This window comes from Rhizobium sp. RU20A (assembly GCF_900155885.1).
Classification (GTDB): domain Bacteria; phylum Pseudomonadota; class Alphaproteobacteria; order Rhizobiales; family Rhizobiaceae; genus RU20A.
Genome location: NZ_FTMB01000002.1, coordinates 326,743 through 347,498, shown reverse-complemented (window position 1 = coordinate 347,498; position 20,756 = coordinate 326,743). Strand labels below are relative to the sequence as shown.

The 20,756-nt window shown below is 64.8% G+C and carries 21 protein-coding genes, 1 tRNA gene and 1 riboswitch; of the genes, 9 read left to right on the top strand and 13 right to left on the bottom strand.

Annotated elements, in window-relative coordinates:
* Positions 1-37 precede the first annotated feature (37 nt).
* Positions 38-955 carry an ornithine carbamoyltransferase gene (gene argF / locus F3H41_RS10280; protein WP_149738580.1) on the top strand — a complete coding sequence of 306 codons (918 nt, stop codon included), beginning with the start codon at positions 38-40 and terminating at the stop codon, positions 953-955.
* Positions 956-1,148: 193 nt separating this feature from the next.
* The gene (locus F3H41_RS10275) at positions 1,149-2,135 is read left to right on the top strand and encodes an Hsp33 family molecular chaperone (protein WP_149738579.1); all 987 of its coding nucleotides are present in this window, start codon (positions 1,149-1,151) and stop codon (positions 2,133-2,135) included.
* 24 nt (positions 2,136-2,159) lie between these two features.
* Here F3H41_RS10275 and apaG read toward each other — a convergent pair whose 3' ends face one another.
* Positions 2,160-2,552, bottom strand: coding sequence for a Co2+/Mg2+ efflux protein ApaG (gene apaG, locus F3H41_RS10270; protein WP_149738578.1), 393 nt, complete (start codon positions 2,550-2,552; stop codon positions 2,160-2,162).
* 276 nt (positions 2,553-2,828) lie between these two features.
* A complete protein-coding gene (locus F3H41_RS10265; protein ID WP_149738577.1) occupies positions 2,829-4,013 on the bottom strand; it encodes an O-succinylhomoserine sulfhydrylase in 1,185 nt (394 codons plus the stop codon).
* A 41-nt stretch (positions 4,014-4,054) separates the two neighbouring features.
* Positions 4,055-4,133, bottom strand: a riboswitch (SAM riboswitch).
* Positions 4,134-4,254: 121 nt separating this feature from the next.
* Here F3H41_RS10265 and F3H41_RS10260 point away from each other — a divergent pair.
* Together F3H41_RS10260 and F3H41_RS10255 are read left to right on the top strand one after the other, a co-directional pair.
* The gene (locus tag F3H41_RS10260) at positions 4,255-5,358 is read left to right on the top strand and encodes a 2'-deoxycytidine 5'-triphosphate deaminase (protein WP_149738576.1); all 1,104 of its coding nucleotides are present in this window, start codon (positions 4,255-4,257) and stop codon (positions 5,356-5,358) included.
* An 81-nt stretch (positions 5,359-5,439) separates the two neighbouring features.
* Positions 5,440-5,513, top strand: a tRNA-Gly gene (locus tag F3H41_RS10255).
* Between the two features lie 29 nt (positions 5,514-5,542).
* Here F3H41_RS10255 and F3H41_RS10250 read toward each other — a convergent pair.
* On the bottom strand, positions 5,543-7,501 hold the full coding sequence (locus tag F3H41_RS10250) for a glycosyltransferase (RefSeq protein ID WP_149738575.1): 1,959 nt from the start codon (positions 7,499-7,501) through the stop codon (positions 5,543-5,545).
* A gap of 111 nt (positions 7,502-7,612) precedes the next feature.
* Between F3H41_RS10250 and F3H41_RS10245 the strand changes: the two genes are divergently transcribed.
* Entirely contained in the window at positions 7,613-8,419 is an 807-nt protein-coding gene (locus tag F3H41_RS10245) for a transporter substrate-binding domain-containing protein (RefSeq protein WP_149738574.1), read from the top strand.
* A gap of 5 nt (positions 8,420-8,424) precedes the next feature.
* Here the strand turns inward: F3H41_RS10245 and F3H41_RS10240 are convergent, their stop codons facing one another.
* From F3H41_RS10240 to F3H41_RS10210, 7 genes are all read right to left on the bottom strand, one after another.
* A complete protein-coding gene (locus F3H41_RS10240) occupies positions 8,425-8,835 on the bottom strand; it encodes a tellurite resistance TerB family protein (protein ID WP_149738573.1) in 411 nt (136 codons plus the stop codon).
* A gap of 215 nt (positions 8,836-9,050) precedes the next feature.
* Complete coding sequence (locus F3H41_RS10235) at positions 9,051-9,980, bottom strand: hypothetical protein (RefSeq protein WP_149738572.1); 930 nt, start codon at positions 9,978-9,980, stop codon at positions 9,051-9,053.
* A gap of 11 nt (positions 9,981-9,991) precedes the next feature.
* Positions 9,992-10,657, bottom strand: coding sequence for a helix-turn-helix transcriptional regulator (locus tag F3H41_RS10230; RefSeq protein ID WP_149738571.1), 666 nt, complete (start codon positions 10,655-10,657; stop codon positions 9,992-9,994).
* A 131-nt stretch (positions 10,658-10,788) separates the two neighbouring features.
* On the bottom strand, positions 10,789-11,391 hold the full coding sequence (locus F3H41_RS10225) for a hypothetical protein (RefSeq protein WP_149738570.1): 603 nt from the start codon (positions 11,389-11,391) through the stop codon (positions 10,789-10,791).
* A 142-nt stretch (positions 11,392-11,533) separates the two neighbouring features.
* Positions 11,534-11,875, bottom strand: coding sequence for a hypothetical protein (locus F3H41_RS10220; RefSeq protein WP_149738632.1), 342 nt, complete (start codon positions 11,873-11,875; stop codon positions 11,534-11,536).
* Positions 11,876-12,131: 256 nt separating this feature from the next.
* Complete coding sequence (locus F3H41_RS10215; RefSeq protein ID WP_244616162.1) at positions 12,132-12,608, bottom strand: GNAT family N-acetyltransferase; 477 nt, start codon at positions 12,606-12,608, stop codon at positions 12,132-12,134.
* Between the two features lie 92 nt (positions 12,609-12,700).
* The gene (locus tag F3H41_RS10210; RefSeq protein WP_149738568.1) at positions 12,701-13,282 is read right to left on the bottom strand and encodes an XRE family transcriptional regulator; all 582 of its coding nucleotides are present in this window, start codon (positions 13,280-13,282) and stop codon (positions 12,701-12,703) included.
* 153 nt (positions 13,283-13,435) lie between these two features.
* Between F3H41_RS10210 and F3H41_RS10205 the strand changes: the two genes are divergently transcribed.
* From F3H41_RS10205 to F3H41_RS10190, 4 genes are all read left to right on the top strand, one after another.
* The gene (locus F3H41_RS10205) at positions 13,436-14,587 is read left to right on the top strand and encodes an MFS transporter (RefSeq protein ID WP_149738567.1); all 1,152 of its coding nucleotides are present in this window, start codon (positions 13,436-13,438) and stop codon (positions 14,585-14,587) included.
* A 67-nt stretch (positions 14,588-14,654) separates the two neighbouring features.
* Complete coding sequence (lepA, locus tag F3H41_RS10200; RefSeq protein WP_149738566.1) at positions 14,655-16,481, top strand: translation elongation factor 4; 1,827 nt, start codon at positions 14,655-14,657, stop codon at positions 16,479-16,481.
* 58 nt (positions 16,482-16,539) lie between these two features.
* Positions 16,540-16,773: a type II toxin-antitoxin system CcdA family antitoxin gene (locus F3H41_RS10195; protein WP_149738565.1), complete on the top strand. Its 234-nt coding sequence runs from the start codon at positions 16,540-16,542 to the stop codon at positions 16,771-16,773.
* On the top strand, positions 16,773-17,072 hold the full coding sequence (locus F3H41_RS10190; protein WP_149738564.1) for a CcdB family protein: 300 nt from the start codon (positions 16,773-16,775) through the stop codon (positions 17,070-17,072). Before F3H41_RS10195 ends, F3H41_RS10190 begins: the two co-directional genes overlap by 1 nt.
* Before the next feature lie 21 nt (positions 17,073-17,093).
* Here F3H41_RS10190 and F3H41_RS10185 read toward each other — a convergent pair whose 3' ends face one another.
* The 3 genes from F3H41_RS10185 to F3H41_RS10175 all read right to left on the bottom strand — a co-directional run bounded on the left by F3H41_RS10185 (position 17,094) and on the right by F3H41_RS10175 (position 20,646).
* Positions 17,094-17,600: a hypothetical protein gene (locus F3H41_RS10185; RefSeq protein WP_149738563.1), complete on the bottom strand. Its 507-nt coding sequence runs from the start codon at positions 17,598-17,600 to the stop codon at positions 17,094-17,096.
* A gap of 65 nt (positions 17,601-17,665) precedes the next feature.
* Positions 17,666-19,294 carry a CRTAC1 family protein gene (locus F3H41_RS10180; protein WP_210246654.1) on the bottom strand — a complete coding sequence of 543 codons (1,629 nt, stop codon included), beginning with the start codon at positions 19,292-19,294 and terminating at the stop codon, positions 17,666-17,668.
* Positions 19,294-20,646 carry a vanadium-dependent haloperoxidase gene (locus F3H41_RS10175; RefSeq protein WP_244616153.1) on the bottom strand — a complete coding sequence of 451 codons (1,353 nt, stop codon included), beginning with the start codon at positions 20,644-20,646 and terminating at the stop codon, positions 19,294-19,296. The genes F3H41_RS10180 and F3H41_RS10175 overlap by 1 nt, the downstream gene beginning before the upstream one ends.
* Positions 20,647-20,756 lie beyond the last annotated feature (110 nt).

Here is a 20,756-nt window from a genome sequence, read left to right as displayed (position 1 = left end):
CGCAGCCACACGTTCACCAAGACGGATATCCAACAGCATGGCATCGACCAGACACTTCCTCGACCTTTCCGCCGTCAGCGCCGCCGATCTGCGCACCATCATGGACGATGCGCACAGCCGAAAGCAGGCGACGAAGGCCGGAACGGCGAAGAAGCCGCTGGACGGCAAGATGCTGGCGATGATCTTCGAAAAGCCGTCGACCCGCACCCGCGTATCCTTCGATGTCGGCATGCGCCAGCTGGGTGGCGAGACGCTGTTCCTGTCCGGCACCGAAATGCAGCTCGGCCGCGCCGAAACCATCGGCGACACCGCCAAGGTCCTGTCGCGCTATGTCGATGCGATCATGATCCGCACCACCGATCATCGCCGCCTGATGGAGCTCGCCGAGCACGCCACGGTGCCGGTCATCAACGGGCTGACGGACGATACCCATCCCTGCCAGATCATGGCCGACATCATGACCTTCGAGGAGCATCGCGGCCCCGTGAAGGACAAGACCTTCGCCTGGACGGGCGACGGCAACAACGTGCTGCATTCGCTGATCGAGGGGTCCGCCCGCTTCGGCTACAAGATGCGCATGGCAACGCCCTTCGGCTCGGAACCCTCCGACAAGTTCCTCAACTGGGCCCGCAACAATGGTGGCGACATCCTCTTGATGCATGAGGCTGAGCAGGCCGTCGCCGGCGCCGATTGCGTCGTCACCGACACCTGGGTGTCCATGAACCAGGAACACCGCGCCCGCGGCCACAACATCTTCCAGCCCTATCAGGTCAATGCCGCGCTGATGCAGCATGCCGCGCCCGACGCGCTCTTCATGCACTGCCTGCCCGCCCATCGCGGCGAGGAAGTCACCGACGAGGTGATCGACGGCCCGCAGTCGGTCGTCTTCGACGAGGCCGAAAACCGCCTGCATGCGCAGAAGGCCGTGCTCGCCTGGTGCCTCGGCGCGTTCTGACATTGGCAAGAGGGCCTGGCGGTTCTCCGCTGGGCTGCTGACCTTGCAATTGCCGGGCAACGACCCGATCTAGGGGCCAAACGGTTCCCTTTCGGATGATGGTTGCATCCGATCTCCTTCCGTATAGCTTCACCGTGATCGGCGGCGCGCCTTCCGCGCCGGCCGGAGCGCGGCCATTGATGGGACAAGACTGATGAGCCAGGCAACACCCGCCCTCGGGCAGTTCGATTTCGCAGGCGACGACCATGTCGTGCCGTTTCAGGTAGAGGGGCTCGATGTGCGCGGCCGCGCCGTGCAGCTCGGGCCGATGCTGGACGCCATTCTCGAGCGTCACCGCTACCCTGTGCCCGTTGCCCGGCTGGTGGCGGAAGTCGTGACGTTGACGGTGCTGCTCGGCACCTCCCTGAAGTTCAAGGGAAAGCTGATCATCCAGACCAAGAGCGATGGTCCGGTCGATCTGGTCGTTGCCGATTTTTCGGCCCCGGACAGCGTGCGCGCCTATGCCCGCTTCGATGAGGATGCGCTGAAGGCGGCGCTCGCCGAAGGCCGCGGCGCGCCGGAGCAACTGCTCGGCAGCGGCGTGCTCGCCTTCACCATCGATCAGGGCGCCCATATGCAGCGTTATCAGGGCATCGTGCCGCTGGATGGCGCAACGCTCGAAGAGATCGCCGGCGTCTATTTCCGCCAGTCCGAACAGATCCCGACCAAGGTGCGCCTCGGCGTTGCCGAACTGCTGGATCGCGACGAGCACGGCAAGGCGCGGCATCGCTGGCGCGCTGGCGGCATCGTCGCGCAGTTCCTGCCCGAAGCGCCGGAGCGCATGCGCCAGCCCGACCTTCACGGCGGCGATGGCGACGACCATGCCGATCACGTCGAGGACGATACCTGGGCTGAAGCCAAGACCATGCTGGAGACGATCGATCTCGATGAGTTGACCGATCCGACCGTCGGTTCCGAGCGGCTGCTTTACCGCCTCTTCCATGAGCGGGGCGTGAGGGTCTATCCGCCGCAACGGGTGGAGGACCGCTGCAGTTGCTCGCGCGACCGGTTGAAGTCGGTGCTCTCAAGCCTCAGCGAGGAAGAGATCGCTCACACGATCGAGGATGGCCGCATCTCGGTGACCTGCGAGTTCTGCTCGACGGCCTACCATTTCGAGGCGTCGGAAATCCGTCCGGCCTGAGATAGGTCGCCCCAGGCGCGTCGCTCAGTTGAGCACGCGCACGAGCCCGGGGCTGTCGAGGGAGAAGGCGGGGATGGCGATGTCGAATTGCTCTCCGCTCTCCGCCTCCATGCTGTAATGGCCGAACATGACGCCGGATGGCGTGTCGAGCGGGCAACCGGAGGCGTATTCATAGGTGTCGCCGGGGTTCAGTACAGGCTGCTCGCCGACGACGCCGGGGCCGCTCACTTCGTCCACCTGGCCGTTCTGGTCGGTGATGTGCCAGTAGCGCGAGACCAGTCGAACGGTCAGGTCGGAATGGTTGGCAATCACGATCCGGTAACCCCAGACGTAGCGGCTGTCTTCCGGGTCGGACTGGTCTTCCAGATAGTAGGGTTCGACCACGACTTCGATGTCGCGGGTCAATGCGCGATACATGCCTTCACCTTCCGGAAAGACGACTGTCCAGAAAGACCGACGCTGCGTCGCAATCGTGCCGGCCGATAACGGCGGCCGGCGTTGAGATTGAAAACGGGGCGTGATCCCTGAGCCGGGCCGTCCTTGATGCTGATCGAAGGTAGCGATTGCGGGGGGATTTCGTCAAGGATTCCCGAAGGTTTCACGCGAGATCGGCCCAATCTGGGATATCACGGACATGAAAACGGCCGGTGCTGCGGGCAGCGCCGGCCGTCCTGCTCGTCTGTGCCAAGGCCGTCAGGCCTGAACGTGCTTCAGCGCGGCCGCGAAATCGTCGACGAGATCGTCGCTGTCCTCGATGCCGGCCGAGAAGCGCACCGTGCCGGCGGAAATACCAAGCTCCGCGCGCGCCTCGTCCGAGAGGTTTTTGTGCGTTGTCGTCGCCGGATGGGTGATCAGGCTCTTGGAATCGCCGAGATTGTTGGAGATCTTCACGACCTTGAGGGCGTTCTGCAGAGCAAAGGCGGCCGCCTTGCCGCCCTTCATCTCGAAGGCCACCAGGGTCGAGCCGCCCTTCATCTGTGCGGCCGCGAGGTCCGCCTGCGGGTGATCCTTGCGGCCGGGATAGATGACGCGGGCGATCTGCGGCTGCTCGGCGAGGAAATCGGCGATGCGGCTTGCATTGTGCTGCTGCTGGCGCACGCGCAGCGGCAGCGTCTCTATGCCCTTCAGAAGCGTCCAGGCGTTGAAGGGAGAGAGCGCCGGACCGGTGTGGCGGAAATAGTCGTGCAGGTTCTCGTCGATCCATTCCTTGCTGGAGAGGATGACGCCGCCGAGGCACCGGCCCTGACCGTCAATGTGCTTGGTGGCGGAGTAGACGACCACGTGGGCGCCGAGCTCCAGCGGCTTCTGCAGCAGCGGGGTCGCAAAGACGTTGTCGACAACCACCTTGGCGCCGATCTGGTTGGCGATCTTCGCGACGCCGGCAATGTCCACGAGCTCCAGCGTCGGGTTGGTCGGGCTTTCCAGGAAGAAGATCTTTGTGTTGGGGCGAACCGCCTTTTCCCAGTTCTCCAGCGAGCGGCCGTCGACCAGCGTGAACTCGATGCCGTAGCGCGGCGCCAGCGTCTCCACCACCCAGCGGCAGGAGCCGAAGAGGGCGCGGGCCGCAACGATATGGTCGCCCGCTTTCGCCTGGCACAGAATGGCGGCGCTGACCGCGGCCATGCCGGATGCCGTGGCGCGCGCATCTTCCGCGCCTTCCAGCATGCACATGCGCTTTTCGAACATGTCGTTGGTCGGGCTGCCGTAGCGGGCATAGATGAAGCCGTCCGTTTCGCCCTTGAAGCGCGCCTCGGCCGCTTCCGAGGTGTCGTAGACGAAGCCCTGCGTGAGGAAAATGGCTTCGGATGTCTCGCCGTGGTTGGAGCGCGTGGTGCCGCCATGGACGAGCTGCGTTGCGGGTCTCCAGGTCTTGCTCATGGTCTCGTTGCCTCAAACAAAAAAACCGGCCGCGAATGCAGGCCGGTTTGCACCCGGCCTTTTTAGCTACTTGTTTAACGTGGCTGCAAGCCGGCCGGCCAAATCACCACGGGATAAATTCCCTTACTCTCAAACCCCGGCTTGCGTCAATCAAGCGAGTTTGGTTTTGTCGCGGGCGCCCGGCCTGACGGCCGTTTCCGGCTGCCCGGGCATCGGGACATCGGGTCCCGGAGGGGGCCGCATGACGCGCACGACGGGAATTTTGCCGGACAAGGCGATCGAAGCACTTTTCGCGCGCGGCGCGCTGAAGAGCGAACGTCCGCTGGATGCCGATCAGATCCAGCCGGCGAGCCTCGATCTGCGCCTGGGCGTGAAGGCCTTCCGCGTTCGCGCCAGCTTCATGCCCGGCCCCGGCCATCTTGTCTCCGACAAGCTCGATCGCCTCAGCCTGCATGTGATCGACCTCTCCGAAGGGGCCGTTCTCGAAACCGGCTGCGTCTACATCGTGCCGCTGATGGAAAGCCTGGCGTTGCCCGAGGGCATGTCGGCCTCGGCCAATCCGAAAAGCTCCACCGGCCGCCTCGATATCTTCACGCGCGTCATCACCGACCGGGCCCAGGAATTTGACAAGATCGCGCCCGGCTATGTCGGCCCGCTCTATCTTGAAATCAGCCCGCGCACCTTCCCGATCGTCGTGCGCCGCGGCTCCCGCCTCTCGCAGATCCGCTTCCGCATCGGCCACGCCCTGCTGGCGGAAGAAGAGGTTTCGGCGCTCCACAAGAGCGACATGCTGGTCGCCGCCGAGCAGCCGAACGTCTCGGGTGGTGGCATCGCACTCTCCATCGATCTTGAGGGGCGCGGCAGCGATGGCCTGATCGGCTATCGCGGCAAGCACCACACGGCCGTTATCGACGTCGACAAGAAGGCCGAGCACGGCATCCACGATTTCTGGGAGCCGCTCTACGATCGCGGCCGGCGTGAACTGATCCTCGACCCCGACGAGTTCTACATCCTGGTCTCCCGCGAAGCCGTGCATGTGCCGCCGCTCTATGCGGCCGAGATGACGCCCTTCGATCCGCTGGTCGGCGAATTCCGCGTCCACTATGCCGGCTTCTTCGATCCCGGCTTCGGCCACGTCGCCTCCGGCGGGAGCGGTAGCCGTGCGGTGCTGGAAGTGCGCAGCCACGAGGTGCCCTTCATCCTCGAACACGGCCAGATCGTCGGCCGCCTCGTCTACGAACACATGCTGGAGCGCCCGCAAAGCCTCTACGGCCTCGGCCTCGGCTCGAACTACCAGGCGCAGGGCCTCAAGCTCTCCAAGCATTTCCGCAGCGAGGACGCCTAAGGCGCGGGCAGCGCTCGCGTCTTGACAGCGCTGCTGCCCTGAGAGATTGTCCGCCCGCTGGCGGCACATGCTGCTGCGTCGGCGGGTATGATGTAATGGTAGCCTGTCAGCTTCCCAAGCTGAACGCGCGGGTTCGATTCCCGCTACCCGCTCCACCATTTTATAGTCATTCGTCAGAGGACGGTCATTCGCCGGCAGTCGGCTCCTGCATCGCCCTTGTCGGCATGTGCGGCGTCTTGTTCCAGACGAACGGGCGGCGGTAGAGCTCGCCCACGGCGCGCCAGGCCGCTATCGATATCAAGAGCCAATAGACCGGAAGCCACCGCCACGCGCTTCCAACCTTGCGCCGCTCCCTGGGACCCATGGGGCTGAAGCCGAGGGAGAGCAGCGCGGCGTAGCTGCCAGCCATGTTGACGAGATCGATGGCCGCCAGCAGTTGGGACATGGGATGGGAAAGAAACGTCGGATCGAGGCTGTAGCAGATCGGTATCGATAGGGCAAAGACCAGCATCAGCGGGTGGATGAGCGCCGAAAACAGCATGCCCGAGATCATGATGTGGACGCTGAGACTGGCGCCGGGGCCCATGTCGCGCCACAGGCGACCCGGGGCGCGCATCATTACCAGCCAGGTCTGCAGCCAGCCCTTGAACCAGCGAACGCGCTGTGGCTGCCAGACTCGCCAGCTTGTCGGCGCGTCCTCGAGTGTCGGGAGGCTGATCATTCCCGTGCGCCAGCCGAGACGATGGAGACGCAGGCCAAGATCCGCGTCCTCCGTCATGTTGAACGGGTCCCAGCCGCCGGCCTCCCGCAGCGTATGGGTGCGGAAATGGTTGGAGGTCCCGCCAAGCGGCAAGGGCAGGCCGCGCGCTGCCAGCATGGGGAGCAAACGGCGAAACAGGCCGGCATATTCGAGCGCGAAATTTCCGCTCAGCCAGTGTGCATCGGCATTGGCGATAACAAGAGGCGCCTGCAGGCAGGCGAGCCGGTCGGGCGAGGCGCGAAACGTCGCCGCTGCCTCGCGCAGTTGCTGCGGATGCGGCCTGTCTTCCGCGTCATAGACCGTGAGGAACTCGCCGCGGGCGCCCGCCAGGGCAAAGGAGAGCGCTTTCGGCTTGGTACGGGGCAGGGCCGGCGGCATCTCGACGACCTCGTAGGCAGGACCAAGCGAAAGCGCCCGCAGCGCCTCAAGCGTCTCGGTATCGTCCGCCTCGCAGATGAGCTTGATATCGAGGCGGGAGACCGGCCAGTCCAACTGATCGAGGGCCGCAACCAGTTGATGGCAGACCGCGGCCTCCTTGTAGAGCGCCACCATCACCGTATAGACCGGCAGGGCCTCCTCTTCGAGCCGTGCCGGCGGGCGGGCGCTCGGCCGGGCGCGTTCGCTCATGCTTGTCAGCGCCGACAGGCGCAGCAGGAGATGGCTGAGATAGAAGACGGAGAGCAGGAGATGCAGGATGGTCTGCGCCTCGCCCGGGGCGAGCGCCAGACAGATCAGCAGGTTGGCGGCCAGAAAGCCGATCAGGAAGGCCTGCGGCCCCGCCAGGACGATGCGGGCGCTGATGTCCCGGTCGCGCTCGAAGAGCCGGCCGACCGTCTCCCTGAGCCGACGGGCCGCTCCGGCTTTCCAGACAGCACGGCGTATGGCCGTTGGCGTGGTGATGCCGAGGCTTGCCCTCAGCTCCGGCAGCCTTTCCATGCGCGCAGCGAGCTCGGCGCTCCTCGCCAGTGTCGGCACGATCCAGGTGCGCGGCGGGCGGACGGGGTGATGACAGCGCAGGATTTCCGGGCGCACGAGCTGCGTGTCGAGCCACGCTGCGTCATGGACCGTGGCGGGGTCGATCTCGGCGGCGAAGGGAAGATCGAGCCGCTCGGCGAGAACCTCGTAGTAGACCGTTTCGGAAATGGCGCCGCTGGCCAGCAGTTCCTGCTCGATGCTGGTGCCGTTGCGCGCCGCCAGCGCCGCCATGCGGCCAAGCAGCGGCTTGCCGATCCCGAAACTCATGAGAATGCGCAACTCGCCCGCAAGAGTCGGAGGGATCGAGAAGACGGGGTCTTCCGGATCAGTGCGGTGTTTGCCCTGTATGAGACCATCCTCCGGGCCGGTAGCCAGAAACGCTTCAACCGGGTAATCTTCGCCCTGCATGCGTTACCGTCACCCCGAAAGGGTGCGCCCCGTTTCCTGTGCCCGAAGTCAAAATGAGTGAATCAACCCTTGCGCGCATCCCTAAGAATTAACTGGATTTCGAAGATTCTCATGCTCATCGTTGCACTCGGTTGTGCCGATGCACGTGCCGAGGTATCGAAGCCCGTCTTTCCGCTGCTGTTCGATGCGCGCGAACGCATTGCCAGCCCCGACCTGACAGGCCTGAAGCGCCTGCGTTTCCTGACGACGGTCGATTTTCCGCCGTTCAACTTCATCGACGCATCGGGAAAGCTGTCCGGCTTCCATATCGATCTTGCCCGCGAGATCTGCCGGGTCCTTGCGATCGAGGATCGGTGCCAGATCCAGGCGGTGCCGTTCGATGAGTTGCAATCGGCGCTTGATCGCAGCGAAGGGGAAGCTGTAATCGCTGGCCTGTCGGTGCAGCCGGAACTCAGGCAGAAATATGCGTTCTCCCGACCCTTCATGCGCCTGCCAGCGCGCTTTGCGACGGCTGCGACGATCACCTCGCTGAAGGACCTCTCCGGCCAGCCGGTGGGCGTCGTTGCGAGCACGGTGCATGAAGCGATGGCAAAGGTATTCTTCCCGGATTTGTGGCTCACACCCTTTCCGGATCGTGCCGCCATGCTGAAGGCGCTTGCCGATGGCAGCCTGAAGGCCGCCTTTGCCGATGGCGTGCAACTGTCCTTCTGGGTGGATGGCGCCGAGGCAAAAGGCTGCTGCCGGCTTCTCGACGGCGCCTATTTCTCGCAGCGGTTCCTGGGGGAGGGGCTGACGGTGATGACGCGCAAGGCCGATCCGCTGCTCAATCAGGCGATCGACCACGCCCTGCTCGATCTGTCCCGCTCCGGCCGGCTGGAAGAACTGTACCTGCGCTATTTCCCGAACGGTATTTATTGAACCGGTCAGCGACGAAAGCGCGCCATGGCGCCGCGCTCGATGGCCGCACAGGTCAGCTTGTCGAGACCGAGCCGGTCCCGCAGCAACTGCAGAAAGCGGATTTCCTCGCCGCGAATGGCAAGGTCGGCAGCCGCGACTTCCACGGCCAGCGCATAGGCCGTATCGGCAAGCCGCGACGGCAATGCCTCGCGGATCACCTCCAGCACGATGTCCAGCCCTTCAGGACCGGAGAGCATCAACGTGCACTCCCGCGCGATGGCGACGAGCCGCTCGGTGTCGAAGCCGTCGAAGACCGGCAGCGACTGGGCAAGCCGCCCGATGCGCGAAAGTTCCGCATCGCTGATGCTGGCATCCACGGCCGACATGGTCACCATCGCATAGATCAGGGCATCATGGGTATCGAGACGGGTGGGCATGAAAAGGGTCCGTAAGTGGTGGGCCGGCCGCAAGAGGGCAGGCGGGGATTTAAGGTGGCAAGGGGCGGTATGGTCCCCCAAGCGCGCGTGGCCTGACAGCGCCCGCGCCGCGATCATTTGGGTGGCGAGAAAGCCGGTTGCAAGGCCGTGCGTTGGCCCCGCCGGCGGTGCAAGATGGGGCGCAGGGCGTCAGGGGCCGCCGCCTTGTCGTAAGCCTACTGCTCTGCCGTCGCGGCGGCCCCGGCCAGCGGCAGGGCGTCCAGCGGTTCGGTCAGCTCCGGCGTTGTGGCCACATCGGCGACGGGGCCGGGCAGATCAGCGGGCTTATCTTGCGGCGGTGTCGTGGCAAAAAGGCCGAGGCCCTTCCGGCGGGCCGAATCGGTGAGCGCCGCATAGGTGGAGCCGGCCGCCGCTTCCGCCCAGCCCTGTTCGGCCAGCCAGCGGGCGGGATCCTCGCCCGCGACGGTGCAGCTTGCCTCGATGGAACCGGTCCATTCCGCGCGCGGCACGCTGCAGACCATGGCTCGCGCCCTCAAATAGTTGCGAAAGGCGAGCTTGGCCGCCTTGCCGCAATCCCAGGTGCCGCCGGCGCTGTCGCAGCGACGGTCGTCATCAAGGCCGTCGATCCCTGCAAGGCGGATTTCGCGGGCCCCAAACCGTATATGCCCGGCGGCCAGAACGACGGGACGGCGCAGGACGAGGCTGCGGGGCTTGCTTTCCGTCTGCTGGGTGTCGGGCGTCAGGGCCGGTAGCCGTTCCAATGGCTTACCCTGCACATCGGCGGGCAGGGAAAAACCGGCTGGATCCACGGTGCGCACGGCAGCCACGGGCGTGCCGTTGTCGCTGGCGGCGGGCGCGGCGTTGGCGCCATCGCTGCCGGGCGTTTCGAGTGGCGTTCCCGGCGTGACCGAGGGGCTGGTGGCCGGTGTCTCTCCGGCATTCGGGAAGGACGGCACCATTTCGTCCGTCTCCGTCAGTTCCGCTTCCCCCGGGATGTCCAGCGTCATGTCGGGCGTTTCCAGCTGGAAACCGGCTGCCGGCTGGCTGTCGCGCCCCCGGATGGCGGCCGCACCGCCGGAGAGAACGGCAAACCACACGCCAAGCGCGATGGCGGCGCCGAGAAGCGAAAAAAGCCGGCCCTGCATGCCATCGTCTCCTACTGGCTTGCCCAAATGATCCGGGCGATCCAATCGATGTCCCCGCTCTCGAATGTGCGGTTGGGGTGGTTGGGATTGAGCGAGAGCAGTTCGATGCCGCGCAGGGTCTGGCGGGCCAGCACTTTTGCCATCACCTCGCCGTCGCGCGTCTTGACGACGACGCGGTCGCCGCGCCGCACCTGCGCACCGGGATCGACGATCAGCACGTCGCCGTCCCGGTAGAGCGGCATCATGCTGTCGCCCTGGATTTCCAGCGCGTAGACCCCGCCGGTGCGCCCGGGGCCGGCCGGAAACTCCACCATGTCCCAGCCCTGGCCGGCCGGGAAGCCGCCATCATCGAAGAAGCCGCCGGCGCCCGCCTGCGCAAAGCCGAGCAGCGGGATGGAGCCCGGCTGCGGAGGGAAATTGCCCTCCGGCAGGCTCCCCGGCGGGCGTCCTGGCCTCAGAAGCTCCAGAAACTGCTCGATCGTCGAGCCGGTTGCATCCAGAACCTTGGCGATCGATTCCGTCGATGGCCAGCGCTCGCGCCCATCCGTCGATTGCCGCTTCGATTTATTGAAGGTCGTCGGGTCAAGGCCGGCCCGCCGGGCAAGCCCCGACGGCGACAGACGATGCCGCTCGGCAAGCGCGTCGAGGGCGCGCCAGATCGCATCATGTGAGAACATCGTCGTTTTCCGGCCAGATATTGCGGGCATCTCCAAACGCCCGGCGATGCGGGAAATTAAAGCATGGGGACGCAGGAGTAAAGCAGTTGAGGAAAATAATCCTGCATTTCTGTGCTGATTCTGTGGTGCGGCTAGGAGGAAAATCCGGTGGCAAGCGCCGATCCTGCCAGCGTTGCGGAAAAGGCGAAGAGTGCGACAGCCGCCCCGCGCCGCAGGAGATGCGGGCGCATGGTCGCCGCACCGAAATGGCTGAGCTTGCGCCCCACAAAAACCCATAGCGCACCGACCGAGACGACCATCAGGGCCAAGAGAAAAAGCCTCATGATGCGGCCTTCCGGCGTCCCGTCCGGCACGAGCACGAGACCGAACATCAGACCCTTGGGATTGAGGAGCGTGGTGAGGAAGAGCGTGCGGGCGGTGATGCCGTGCAGCGGTTCCTGCCCCGGGCGGCCCGAAAGCCAGAGGCGAAGGCCGATGACGAGCAGCCAAAGGGCGGCCCCGCCCTTCAAAAGCAATGCTGCCACCGGATGATGATCGCCGATCAGCGGCGCAAGCAGGCTCAGTGGCACAACGACGGCGAGATAGCCGCAAAGCTCGATCGGCAAGAGCCGAAGCGCTGCGCCCAACTGTCTCTCCGCGCCGGCCAGGGCCAGCATCGTGTTGGTCGGTCCGGGCGTTGCCAGGAGGAGAAGAACGGCGAGGCAAAAGGCGGCAAGGCTCATGGCGACAGTCATCGAAAAACCGGCCCCTTCTCAGGGCCAGTGGTGGCAGGATGACGTTCGATAGCATCGGCCGCGCCGCCGCCGCCTTGCGCAAGGTCAACGACGCGGCGTTCGCCTCTCGGGCTGTCAGGCGCCCATGGTCGTTGCTTGTGCCTTATTCCACGAGTTCGATCGTTTCGGTCTCGCCGCCCGTGCAGGTGTAGCAGCAATCCTCGCAGCGCTCGGCATTGTCCGGTCCGGTGCCCCAATAGGTGCCCTTGTCACCCGAAATCCACGCGCCGTAGCAGATCTTTTCGCCCTCGTCGCAGGAGAGCGGAATCTGCTTGGTCTCGCCATCGTCGAGATAATAGACCTCGCCATTGCCCGGCCAGACATGGTCGCGGTCCTGGCTGTAGAGTTCGACCTCCAGCGCATTCGGATGGCTGTTGCGCATCATGAAGGTCACGTCGGCGGCCCCCGCCGCGCCGGCCGCAAAGCCGGAAAGCACGAGCGCCATGGTCACGCGACGGGCAAAGGCTGATGCGACAGTGATGGTTCGTATTGGCATGGTTTCTCCCTCTGCGGCGCACCCCTGCGCCGGACGGTCAGTTTACGAAGGGGCGGGGGCGGCGCAAAGGGGGGAGTGGCCGCAAACGGGGCGCAGAGCGATCATCTTTGGTGCCTTTTGATCCTGCTCGGCACGCCTGCCTCGAACGCGCCTCTTCCTGTCAAACCGCAGGGTGCCGACCCCGACGCAGCGCATCGAAAGATCCCTACGCACCGAGATGCTTGTAGAAGAACGTGGTGTCGCAGGAGCGCCCGTCCGGCATCAGAGCGTAATGCGGAATGACGCCGACGCGGATCCACCCCAGCCGCCCGTAAATGGCCTCGGCCGGCTCGCCGGTGGCCGTGTCAAGCACGAGAACGGTCTTGCCATGACAAAGCGCCGTTTGCTCGGCAAAGTCCATCACGCGCCGGGCAAGGCCAAGGCCGCGCGCGCTGCGATGGACAAGCAGTTTCTTGATGTCGGCCCGGTGTGGCTGGTTGGGCGGCATCTTCAGGCCCACCTGCACGGTGCCGACGATCTCTCCGCCGATGCGCGCCGCGATCAGCGCCACCGCATCCTCCTCGACCGCCTCCGCAACGCCCTCCCAGAAGGGCAGCGCCGCATCCGGCGGAAAGGGCGTCATGAAGCCGAGCGACGCACCGCCCTCGACGCAATCGGAGAGGATATCGCAAAGGGCGGGCATGGCCGCGCGCGCGCCCTCTGCGTTCAAGCGCTCGACAAGGATGTCTCCGGGGGCAGGGCTGGCAGGTCGGGTCATCGATGGGTCCTCTCGCGTCAGCCCGGTTTGCGGTTCAGCACGACGATGTAGCGGGCCGGCATCGTGTGCGGATTGTGAAAGGCATGCGGCTCGCAAAGCCGCATGAACAGGCAGTCGCCGGGCTCCATGGCATGGACCGTGCCGTCCGCCGTCATCTCCAGCCGGCCCTCGATCAGCCAGATATGCTGCGTGACGCCGGCATCGGCCGGCTGCCGGTCGAAGGACACGCGCGCGCCCGGCGGAAAGATCACCTCCACCAGATCGATCGCAGAGCCACCCGCCTCGGTCGAAACCTGCCGCCGCAGATAGCCGGTCTGAGGGTCGCGCCATACCGGCTGCGCGTCGCGGCGCCGCAGCGGCGAGGCGGTGGTATCCTGCTGAAAAGCAAAGAAGCGCGACAGCGTAGTGCCGAGCGCGCTGCACAGGCGCGCCAGCAGTTGCGCCGTCGGGCTCGCCTCGCCGCGCTCGATGCGCGAGATCATGGCGCGGCTGACACCCGACTGCGCCGCCAGCGCATCGAGCGTCAGGCCGCTTTCGCTGCGCAGCGATTTGAGCCGTGTGCCAATGGCCGTGTCCATCGGGTCTTCAACATTTTCCATTTTAATAGAAAATACCTCCCGCATAATGGAGTCAAGGCACCCGAAAATGGATCGAAAATGCGCTGCTGAGACGCGATCTCAGCGGGCATACAACTTAAGATGCGGATAGTGTTGCGAGAGAGCTGATTCGCCGGGGGAGGGCGAGGGCCCCGCATGAAAACCCATTTCTCGACCTATGTTCCGGTCGCCGGCATCATTCTTTCAATGGTCTGCGTCGCGCTCGGCAATGGCATGATGTTCGCCTACGTGCCTTTCGTGCTGGCGCAAACCGGCGCGCAGTCCTGGGCTGCCGGTGCGGCCATCACCGCTGTCGCTTTCGGCGGTCTCGTCGGCTGCCTGCTTGCCGGTCCCATCATCCGCCGCGTCGGCCATGCCCGGGCGTTTTCCTGTTCCATGGCAATCGTCATCATCGCCGCGGTGCTGGTGGCAGCCGGCGTTCATCCCATCCTGTGGATCATCGCGCGCGGCCTCTATGGCGCTGCCGGCAACATGAATTTTGTCATCACCCAGAGCTGGCTGAACAGTGCATCCGAAAACGCCTGGCGCGGCCGGATCATGTCGGTCTTCTACATGGCCTATATTCTGGGGCTCGGCCTCGGTGCCTGGTGCTTCGCGCTCGTGCCGGCTGAAGGCAATATGGCGCCGATCATCACCATCCTCTTCACCGCCTTTGCTTTGCTGCCGATCGGCCTGACGCGCCTGCCCAATCCACCGCCGCCGGCCGGCGTTTCCATTGATTTTCCAATGGTCTGGAAGAATGCGCCCGTCGCGCTTGCCGGTGTCATGGCCGCCGGCGGCCTCTCCATGGTGGTGCAGGGCTTCACGCCGATCTACGCCGCAAGCTCCGGCGCCAGCCAGGATCAGGTGGCGCTTCTGATGTTCCTCATGCAGTTCGGTCTGCTCTTCGTGCAGCTTCCGCTGGGCATGCTCTCCGACAGTTTCGACCGAAGGCAGGTGCTGCTCGGCACGCTGGTTCTCATCCTCGTCGCCGGCATGGGCACTTTCGGCGTCTCTCTCTCCAATTTCATTCTTCTCGCCGCCGTCTTCGCGCTTCTGGCCGGCGCTGTCGAGTCGATCTATTCGATCGCCAATGCCCATGCCAACGACCGCACCGAGCCTGACAAATTCGTGCCATTGACGTCCACGCTGCTGATTGCCTGGTCGGTTGCGGCAACACTGGTGCCGCTGGCCGTGACCGTTCTGACGCCCAGCCTCGGGCCGCAGACCTTCCTCTACGCCGCCCTTGGCGTTGCCTTCCTCTACGCGGTCTTCATCATCTACCGCCTGCAGAAGCGTCCGGACTGAGGGAACCGCTGCAAAGCCTGCATTTCCCGCTTTGCCACAGGCGGGGGCACTGCTATATGCGCGAGCCATGAGCACCAATCCGAACCGCACGCCCCTCGACCACATCAGAAACTTCTCCATCGTCGCCCATATCGACCACGGGAAGTCGACCCTTGCCGACCGTCTCATCCAGTCCACGGGCGGCCTCGCCGACCGCGAGATGAGCGAGCAGGTGCTCGACAACATGGATATCGAGCGCGAGCGCGGCATCACCATCAAGGCCCAGACCGTCCGCTTGCACTACAAGGCCAAGGACGGCGAGACCTATGTCCTGAATCTCATCGACACGCCCGGCCACGTAGACTTCGCCTACGAAGTCTCGCGCTCGCTGTCGGCCTGCGAAGGCTCGCTGCTGGTCGTCGATGCCTCTCAAGGCGTGGAGGCCCAGACGCTCGCCAACGTCTACCAGGCCATCGACAACAACCACGAGATCGTCACCGTCCTCAACAAGATCGACCTGCCGGCCGCCGAACCCGACCGCATCAAGGACCAGATCGAGGAAGTGATCGGCATCGACGCCTCCGAAGCTGTGCTGATTTCCGCCAAGACCGGCCTCGGTATTCCCGACGTGCTGGAAGCCATCGTGACCAAGCTGCCCGCGCCGAAGAGCCAGGGCGGCGAGGATGCGCCGCTGAAAGCGCTGCTGGTCGACAGCTGGTACGACACCTATCTCGGCGTCATGGTTCTCGTGCGCATCATCGACGGCGTGCTCGTCAAGGGCCAGACCATCCGCATGATGGGCACCGGTGCGAAGTACCAGATCGAGCGTGTCGGTGTTCTGACGCCAAAGATGGTCGCCAAGGACGCGCTCGGCCCGGGCGAGATCGGCTTCATCACGGCCTCGATCAAGGAAGTCGCCGATACCCGTGTCGGCGACACGATCACCGACGACCGCAAGCCGACCGCAGAAGCCCTGCCGGGCTTCAAGCCGGCCCAGCCTGTGGTCTTCTGCGGCCTTTTCCCGGTCGATGCCGCCGATTTCGAAGAGTTGCGCTCGGCCATGGGCAAGCTGCGCCTCAACGACGCCTCCTTCTCCTTCGAAATGGAAAGCTCGGCGGCGCTCGGCTTCGGCTTCCGCTGCGGCTTCCTCGGCCTGCTGCATCTGGAAATCATCCAGGAGCGCCTCAGCCGCGAATTCGACCTCGACCTCATCGCCACCGCGCCCTCGGTCGTCTACCAGTTGACGATGACGGATGGCACCCAGAAGGAGCTGCACAACCCGGCCGACATGCCGGATGTCGTGAAGATCGAGGAGTTCCGCGAGCCCTGGATCAAGGCGACCATTCTGACGCCGGACGATTATCTCGGCGGCATCCTGAAGCTCTGCCAGGAGCGCCGCGGCATCCAGACCGAGCTGACCTATGTCGGCAGCCGCGCCATGCTGACTTACGAACTGCCGCTGAACGAAGTGGTCTTCGACTTCTACGACCGCCTGAAGTCGATCTCCAAGGGCTATGCCTCCTTCGACTACAACCTCTCGGACTATCGCGAGAGCGACCTCGTCAAGCTGTCGATCCTCGTGAACAGCGAGCCGGTCGACGCGCTCTCCATGCTGGTGCACCGCTCCGCCGCCGACCGGCGTGGCCGCACCATGTGCGAGAAGCTGAAGGAACTGATCCCGCCGCACATGTTCCAGATACCGATCCAGGCCGCCATCGGCGGCAAGGTCATCGCCCGCGAGACCGTTCGGGCGCTGCGCAAGGACGTGACCGCCAAGTGCTACGGCGGCGACGCCACCCGCAAGCGCAAGCTTCTGGAAAAGCAGAAGGAAGGCAAGAAGCGCATGCGTCAGTTCGGCAAGGTGGAAATCCCGCAGGAAGCCTTCATCGCCGCCCTGAAGATGGGCGACGAATAGGCTTTTCTGTGCCGGTGGCTGAGTCTATCATCGGAGCGTAGCAGAAGGAGGCGTTCCGATGGTTGTGCATGCAACACGCAAGTCCGCGACGGTATCGATCGATAGCCGCCTGCTGATGGAGGCGCGCGACCTGAAAATTGACCCGTCGATAGCCGCTGAAGATGGCTTGGCGCGGGCGATCAAGGCGGAGAAGGAACGGCTCTGGCTGATTGAAAACGCGGACGCTATCAGGGCGGCCAATGAGTATGTGGAGAAGCATGGATTGCCTCTCGCCAAATACCGTCAGTTCTGATGCGCCGCTTCCAGGTTTACCGTATGGGTGAAGATGGAACGCTGGCGCTCGACCTGCAGTCCAATCTCCTCGGCGGCCTTGAAACGCGGGTTGTCGCGCCACTCGTTCTCGCCGCAGACGTATCGAAGCTCGTGAGCCGGCTCAATCCACGCTTCACCATCAATGGAAGCGTCTATGTGATGATGACGGAGTTTCTCACGGCGGTACACATGCGCGAGATCGGTGAAACGGTCGCCGATCTGTCCGGCCGTGCCGACGACATCGTCGCCGCCACGGATTTCCTGTTCCAGGGCTTCTGACCGCCCGTTGCCGGTCGTCGCTCAGTTCGCCGGCTTCTCGATCTTCGCGCTGCAGGTGCCCATCGCGCTGTCGAAGGCCGCATCGGTCGGCTCCAGCGTGCCCGTGTCGATCTGGATCGGGCGATAGGGCGGCACTTCCTGGTTGGCAGGCTGCACCTGTGTCAGGCGGTAGCAGCCGACATAGACCGTCTCCTTGCCACCCTTCTCGGTCGCCTTGATGGCGACGGGAACGGAGATGTGGATCGAGCCGGCGGCGCCTTCGCTCTCGCTTTCGCCGGTGCGCACCACGACCTCGACCGTATTGGCGTAACCCGCCTTGAACTCTTCGAGCTTCGGTGCGGTCTGCGGATCATTGTAGCTCCAGGCGCGCAGATATTCCTGCCTGTTCACCGCATTGTAGAGCGAAACGATGACGCGCTCGGCCGAAGAGCGGTCGTCGATAAAGTCGCTTCCCGGTGCCTGGGCGGCGGCAGGTGCCGCGGCGATGAGGAGGGGCAGGGCAAGAAGGCGGTTCAGGAATTGGCGCAAGACGGGGTACTCCGGTGTCCGTGGGAGAGCGTCAGATAGGGCGACCGCCATAAACGGGAAGGGCGCTATCGCGTGGGCGTGGACGTCCAGGCCTCGATCCTGTCGGCGGCGCCATCCTTGCCCTTGATGGCCGAATAGAAACCATCGGCCTTGATAGCCTGCCAGTCTCCGGTGCCGCCGTCCGGCCAGAGAATGCGGATGTCGGCGGATGTCGCATCGCCGAGACCGAAATGATGCCAGCCCGAAATGCCGCTGGCATGGCCGCCGCCGACCGTCACCTCGCGGCGTTGGACCGTGTCGCCGCGCCGGATCTCGATCCATGATCCCACCGCATCACGGTTCGCCCCGTCCTGAGAGAGCCGGATCTCGACGAAGTGTCCGGCCCTTTCCGTGGCGTTGCGCCACAGCTCGGCCGGCCCGGACTGGTTGACGACGACGAGGTCGAGCAGGCCATCAAGGTTGAGATCCACCAGCGCGGCGCCGCGCCCCGAAAGCATGCTGGCGACGCCGGCCTTGTCTCCGCTTTCCAAGAACGTCCCGTCGCCTTTCTGGAGGAGCAGGTTGTTGGGGTCCTTCAGCGCAAAATCCGGCATCTTCGACACATTGCCCTTGGCAACGAAAAGATCGGCGCGCCCGTCATTGTTGACGTCGGCAAACTGCGCATGCCAGGCCGTGCTCGGCCGCGTCTCCCCGCCGGTATAGGGGCGGTGGGCCGTGACGCCCTTGGCGAGCGCCACGTCCCGGTAGACGGGTTGGGGTGTGCCCTCCGGATCGACCTTGGCCAGTGTCTGCAGCTTGTTGTCGGCCATGGATGTCAGAAAATATTCGGGAAAACCGTCGCCGTTGAGGTCGGTGCTTGCAATGCCCATCCCCCAGATCTTCAGCGTCTTCCAGCCTTCCTGGTGCGTGTAGAGCGCCGGGTCCCGGCCGGGTTCGACGTGCCAGAGCTGCTCCTCTCCGCCCTTGTAGTATTCGCGGTCGTTGGACACCCTAAGCGCCGGCGTCCCGGATCGGTTCCAGTCGGTAAAGAGCATGGAGAGCGGGCAATAGGACGGCTTGAGCGGCATGGGAGGCCCAAAACGTCGCGTGCCGTCCGCAGCCGGGCGGTGCAGCCAGTTGTCCGTACACGAACCCCAGGGGTGAAGATCCTCGTAGCGATCGATATAGTTGCCGATGGCGATGGTCGGGAAGGATGCACCCTTTTCCCACGTCGCCGCCAGCGCCGTCGACCAGCCATCGCCGCCCTCGAAACCCCAGGCCTTATTGGCGCGCTCGAACCGGCAGCCACCGAGGCCGCGCATGGCGACGTTCTCGCCGGAGCGCAGCAGCACGACATCCAGATGGCCATCGCCATCGATATCGAGCGGATATGCGCCGGTGACGGCGTCGAGCTCCAGGCCGCTCCGGCTCTGCTCGAAGGAGAGCGGGCTGCCATGCGAACTGCGGTTCTGGTAGAACTTTGCCGGGACAGCCCCGCCTGGCAGAAGCAGGTCGTCAAATCCGTCGCCATTGCAATCGAAGGCAGCCACGCCGCCGCCGACCATATATTCCCACTCGCCGGTGTAGGTGCTGTCGATGCCGGCCTGCCGGGTCTCGTCGATGAAGTGCGGCACGAGAGGGCCATCCTCGGCGCGTGCCGCACCGGCCGAAACGGCGAGGACGCTGAAAAGGACAAGCGTTCGGCGCATCGCCATCAACCCCGCATCGTGAGGCGCGCCGCATAGGCGCCGATGCAGCGCCCCTGCTCCAGCCCGCGGTCGATCGCCGAACGGAAATGAATGCCGCCATAAAGGCGTGAGATGCCGGCCTCCTCGGCCGCCGCGCGGAAGGAGGCGTAGTGCCGCGGCGCGATCCCGTCGGCGACATGCGTGGCATCGTCGAAACTGAAAGTCTCGCCGAACACCTGGGTCAGCACGACTTCGGCCGCGCCCGACTGGGTCGAATGTCCGCTCGGATATTCGGGGAAGGGCGGCGTGTTGAGAATGGGTTCGAAGCCGGGATCCATGACCTTGCGGATGTAGGTGATCGGCCGGATGAGGTCATAGCGGTACTTGGCATCCCAGCAGCCGATGAAGGCATCGGCGAGCGTGATGCCGAGGCGGGCGAGGACCTCGAAAATCTGCACCGCATCCAGCCGGTCGCGCTCGGCGATCTGCATCGCGATCGACAGCCAGTGCCCCGGCGGTGTCGGCGACAGCATCGGGTCATCGGACCAGAAACGGGCAATGGCGCGCTGCTCCGGCGTCAGGGTCTTCACCGCATCGCGCACCTCTTCCGCCTCCCTGTAGAAAGCCGAACCGGGTGACTCGCTATAGTCCGGCGGCGGCGGCAGGCCACAGGTCTTGCCCGAGGGCGTTGCAAAGCTGCGATTGTTGCCCCAGCCCGGCAGGAGCGGCATTTGCTGCTGCTGTACAAGGCTCGTCGGCGTCCAGCGTCCCGGCTCGCGGGACAGCGCGTAGGTGAGGGGAAAACCCATATTCTCAACCACCGCGCCGCCATCCGTCATCGACCAGGTGAGAATGTGGTCCGCAACGGTCTCACCATGCGCAATGCCGGCCGCGACGGCCTGGGGATCGGCGCCTTTCGCCACCCGCGCGGTCAGTCGCGCCGTCATCTTGCGGATGGCCCGTTGTCCCGTCGGCCCGGTGTTGGAGAAGAAGTGCCCGACGGCGGCGGCAAGCGCGGCATTCAGCATCGCCGTCTCGTCGCAGGCGCGCGTGGCATCGGGCGCTGGAGAGGCCGTCAGTCCGTTCAACTGGCCCGCCAAGGAGACGAGACCCGGCTGCGTGGCGGCAAGCGCTTCCCAGCCCGTGACGCCGAGATAGGCAAAGGCCCGGCTGGCGACGGGCGGCGAATAGGTCGGCGTATGCCGGACGAGTTCCAGCACCAGCCTGTACCAGGTGAGGATCACCTCGCTTGCCGCAAGGCGGTCTTCGGCGCGCGCCGTGCGCGGAGCGAAGACGGTGCCCGGCCGTGAAGCAAAATCAAGGCCTGCGGCCGCTGCCAGAAGGCCGCCACCGAACTGTCGCCGGCTGATCATTCCCATGAAATCCTCCCCAAGATCCCGTCCACCGATAGACCATGATCATCGACAGGCTTCAAGGGGCAGCGTTTGTCGGTAGGGAGTTACGCTTTGCCGGACACGAAAAGGCCGGC

What these genes read in the sequence shown, in the direction of transcription:
- argF (WP_149738580.1), top strand. Translation starts at nt 38, where the DNA reads ATGGCATCGACCAGACACTTCCTCGACCTTTCCGCCGTCAGCGCCGCC.
- F3H41_RS10275 (WP_149738579.1), top strand. Translation starts at nt 1,149, where the DNA reads ATGAGCCAGGCAACACCCGCCCTCGGGCAGTTCGATTTCGCAGGCGAC.
- apaG (WP_149738578.1), bottom strand. Translation starts at nt 2,552, where the DNA reads ATGTATCGCGCATTGACCCGCGACATCGAAGTCGTGGTCGAACCCTAC.
- F3H41_RS10265 (WP_149738577.1), bottom strand. Translation starts at nt 4,013, where the DNA reads ATGAGCAAGACCTGGAGACCCGCAACGCAGCTCGTCCATGGCGGCACC.
- F3H41_RS10260 (WP_149738576.1), top strand. Translation starts at nt 4,255, where the DNA reads ATGACGCGCACGACGGGAATTTTGCCGGACAAGGCGATCGAAGCACTT.
- F3H41_RS10250 (WP_149738575.1), bottom strand. Translation starts at nt 7,501, where the DNA reads ATGCAGGGCGAAGATTACCCGGTTGAAGCGTTTCTGGCTACCGGCCCG.
- F3H41_RS10245 (WP_149738574.1), top strand. Translation starts at nt 7,613, where the DNA reads ATGCTCATCGTTGCACTCGGTTGTGCCGATGCACGTGCCGAGGTATCG.
- F3H41_RS10240 (WP_149738573.1), bottom strand. Translation starts at nt 8,835, where the DNA reads ATGCCCACCCGTCTCGATACCCATGATGCCCTGATCTATGCGATGGTG.
- F3H41_RS10235 (WP_149738572.1), bottom strand. Translation starts at nt 9,980, where the DNA reads ATGCAGGGCCGGCTTTTTTCGCTTCTCGGCGCCGCCATCGCGCTTGGC.
- F3H41_RS10230 (WP_149738571.1), bottom strand. Translation starts at nt 10,657, where the DNA reads ATGTTCTCACATGATGCGATCTGGCGCGCCCTCGACGCGCTTGCCGAG.
- F3H41_RS10225 (WP_149738570.1), bottom strand. Translation starts at nt 11,391, where the DNA reads ATGACTGTCGCCATGAGCCTTGCCGCCTTTTGCCTCGCCGTTCTTCTC.
- F3H41_RS10220 (WP_149738632.1), bottom strand. Translation starts at nt 11,875, where the DNA reads ATGGCGCTCGTGCTTTCCGGCTTTGCGGCCGGCGCGGCGGGGGCCGCC.
- F3H41_RS10215 (WP_244616162.1), bottom strand. Translation starts at nt 12,608, where the DNA reads ATGCCCGCCCTTTGCGATATCCTCTCCGATTGCGTCGAGGGCGGTGCG.
- F3H41_RS10210 (WP_149738568.1), bottom strand. Translation starts at nt 13,282, where the DNA reads ATGGAAAATGTTGAAGACCCGATGGACACGGCCATTGGCACACGGCTC.
- F3H41_RS10205 (WP_149738567.1), top strand. Translation starts at nt 13,436, where the DNA reads ATGAAAACCCATTTCTCGACCTATGTTCCGGTCGCCGGCATCATTCTT.
- lepA (WP_149738566.1), top strand. Translation starts at nt 14,655, where the DNA reads ATGAGCACCAATCCGAACCGCACGCCCCTCGACCACATCAGAAACTTC.
- F3H41_RS10195 (WP_149738565.1), top strand. Translation starts at nt 16,540, where the DNA reads ATGGTTGTGCATGCAACACGCAAGTCCGCGACGGTATCGATCGATAGC.
- F3H41_RS10190 (WP_149738564.1), top strand. Translation starts at nt 16,773, where the DNA reads ATGCGCCGCTTCCAGGTTTACCGTATGGGTGAAGATGGAACGCTGGCG.
- F3H41_RS10180 (WP_210246654.1), bottom strand. Translation starts at nt 19,294, where the DNA reads ATGGCGATGCGCCGAACGCTTGTCCTTTTCAGCGTCCTCGCCGTTTCG.
- F3H41_RS10175 (WP_244616153.1), bottom strand. Translation starts at nt 20,646, where the DNA reads ATGGGAATGATCAGCCGGCGACAGTTCGGTGGCGGCCTTCTGGCAGCG.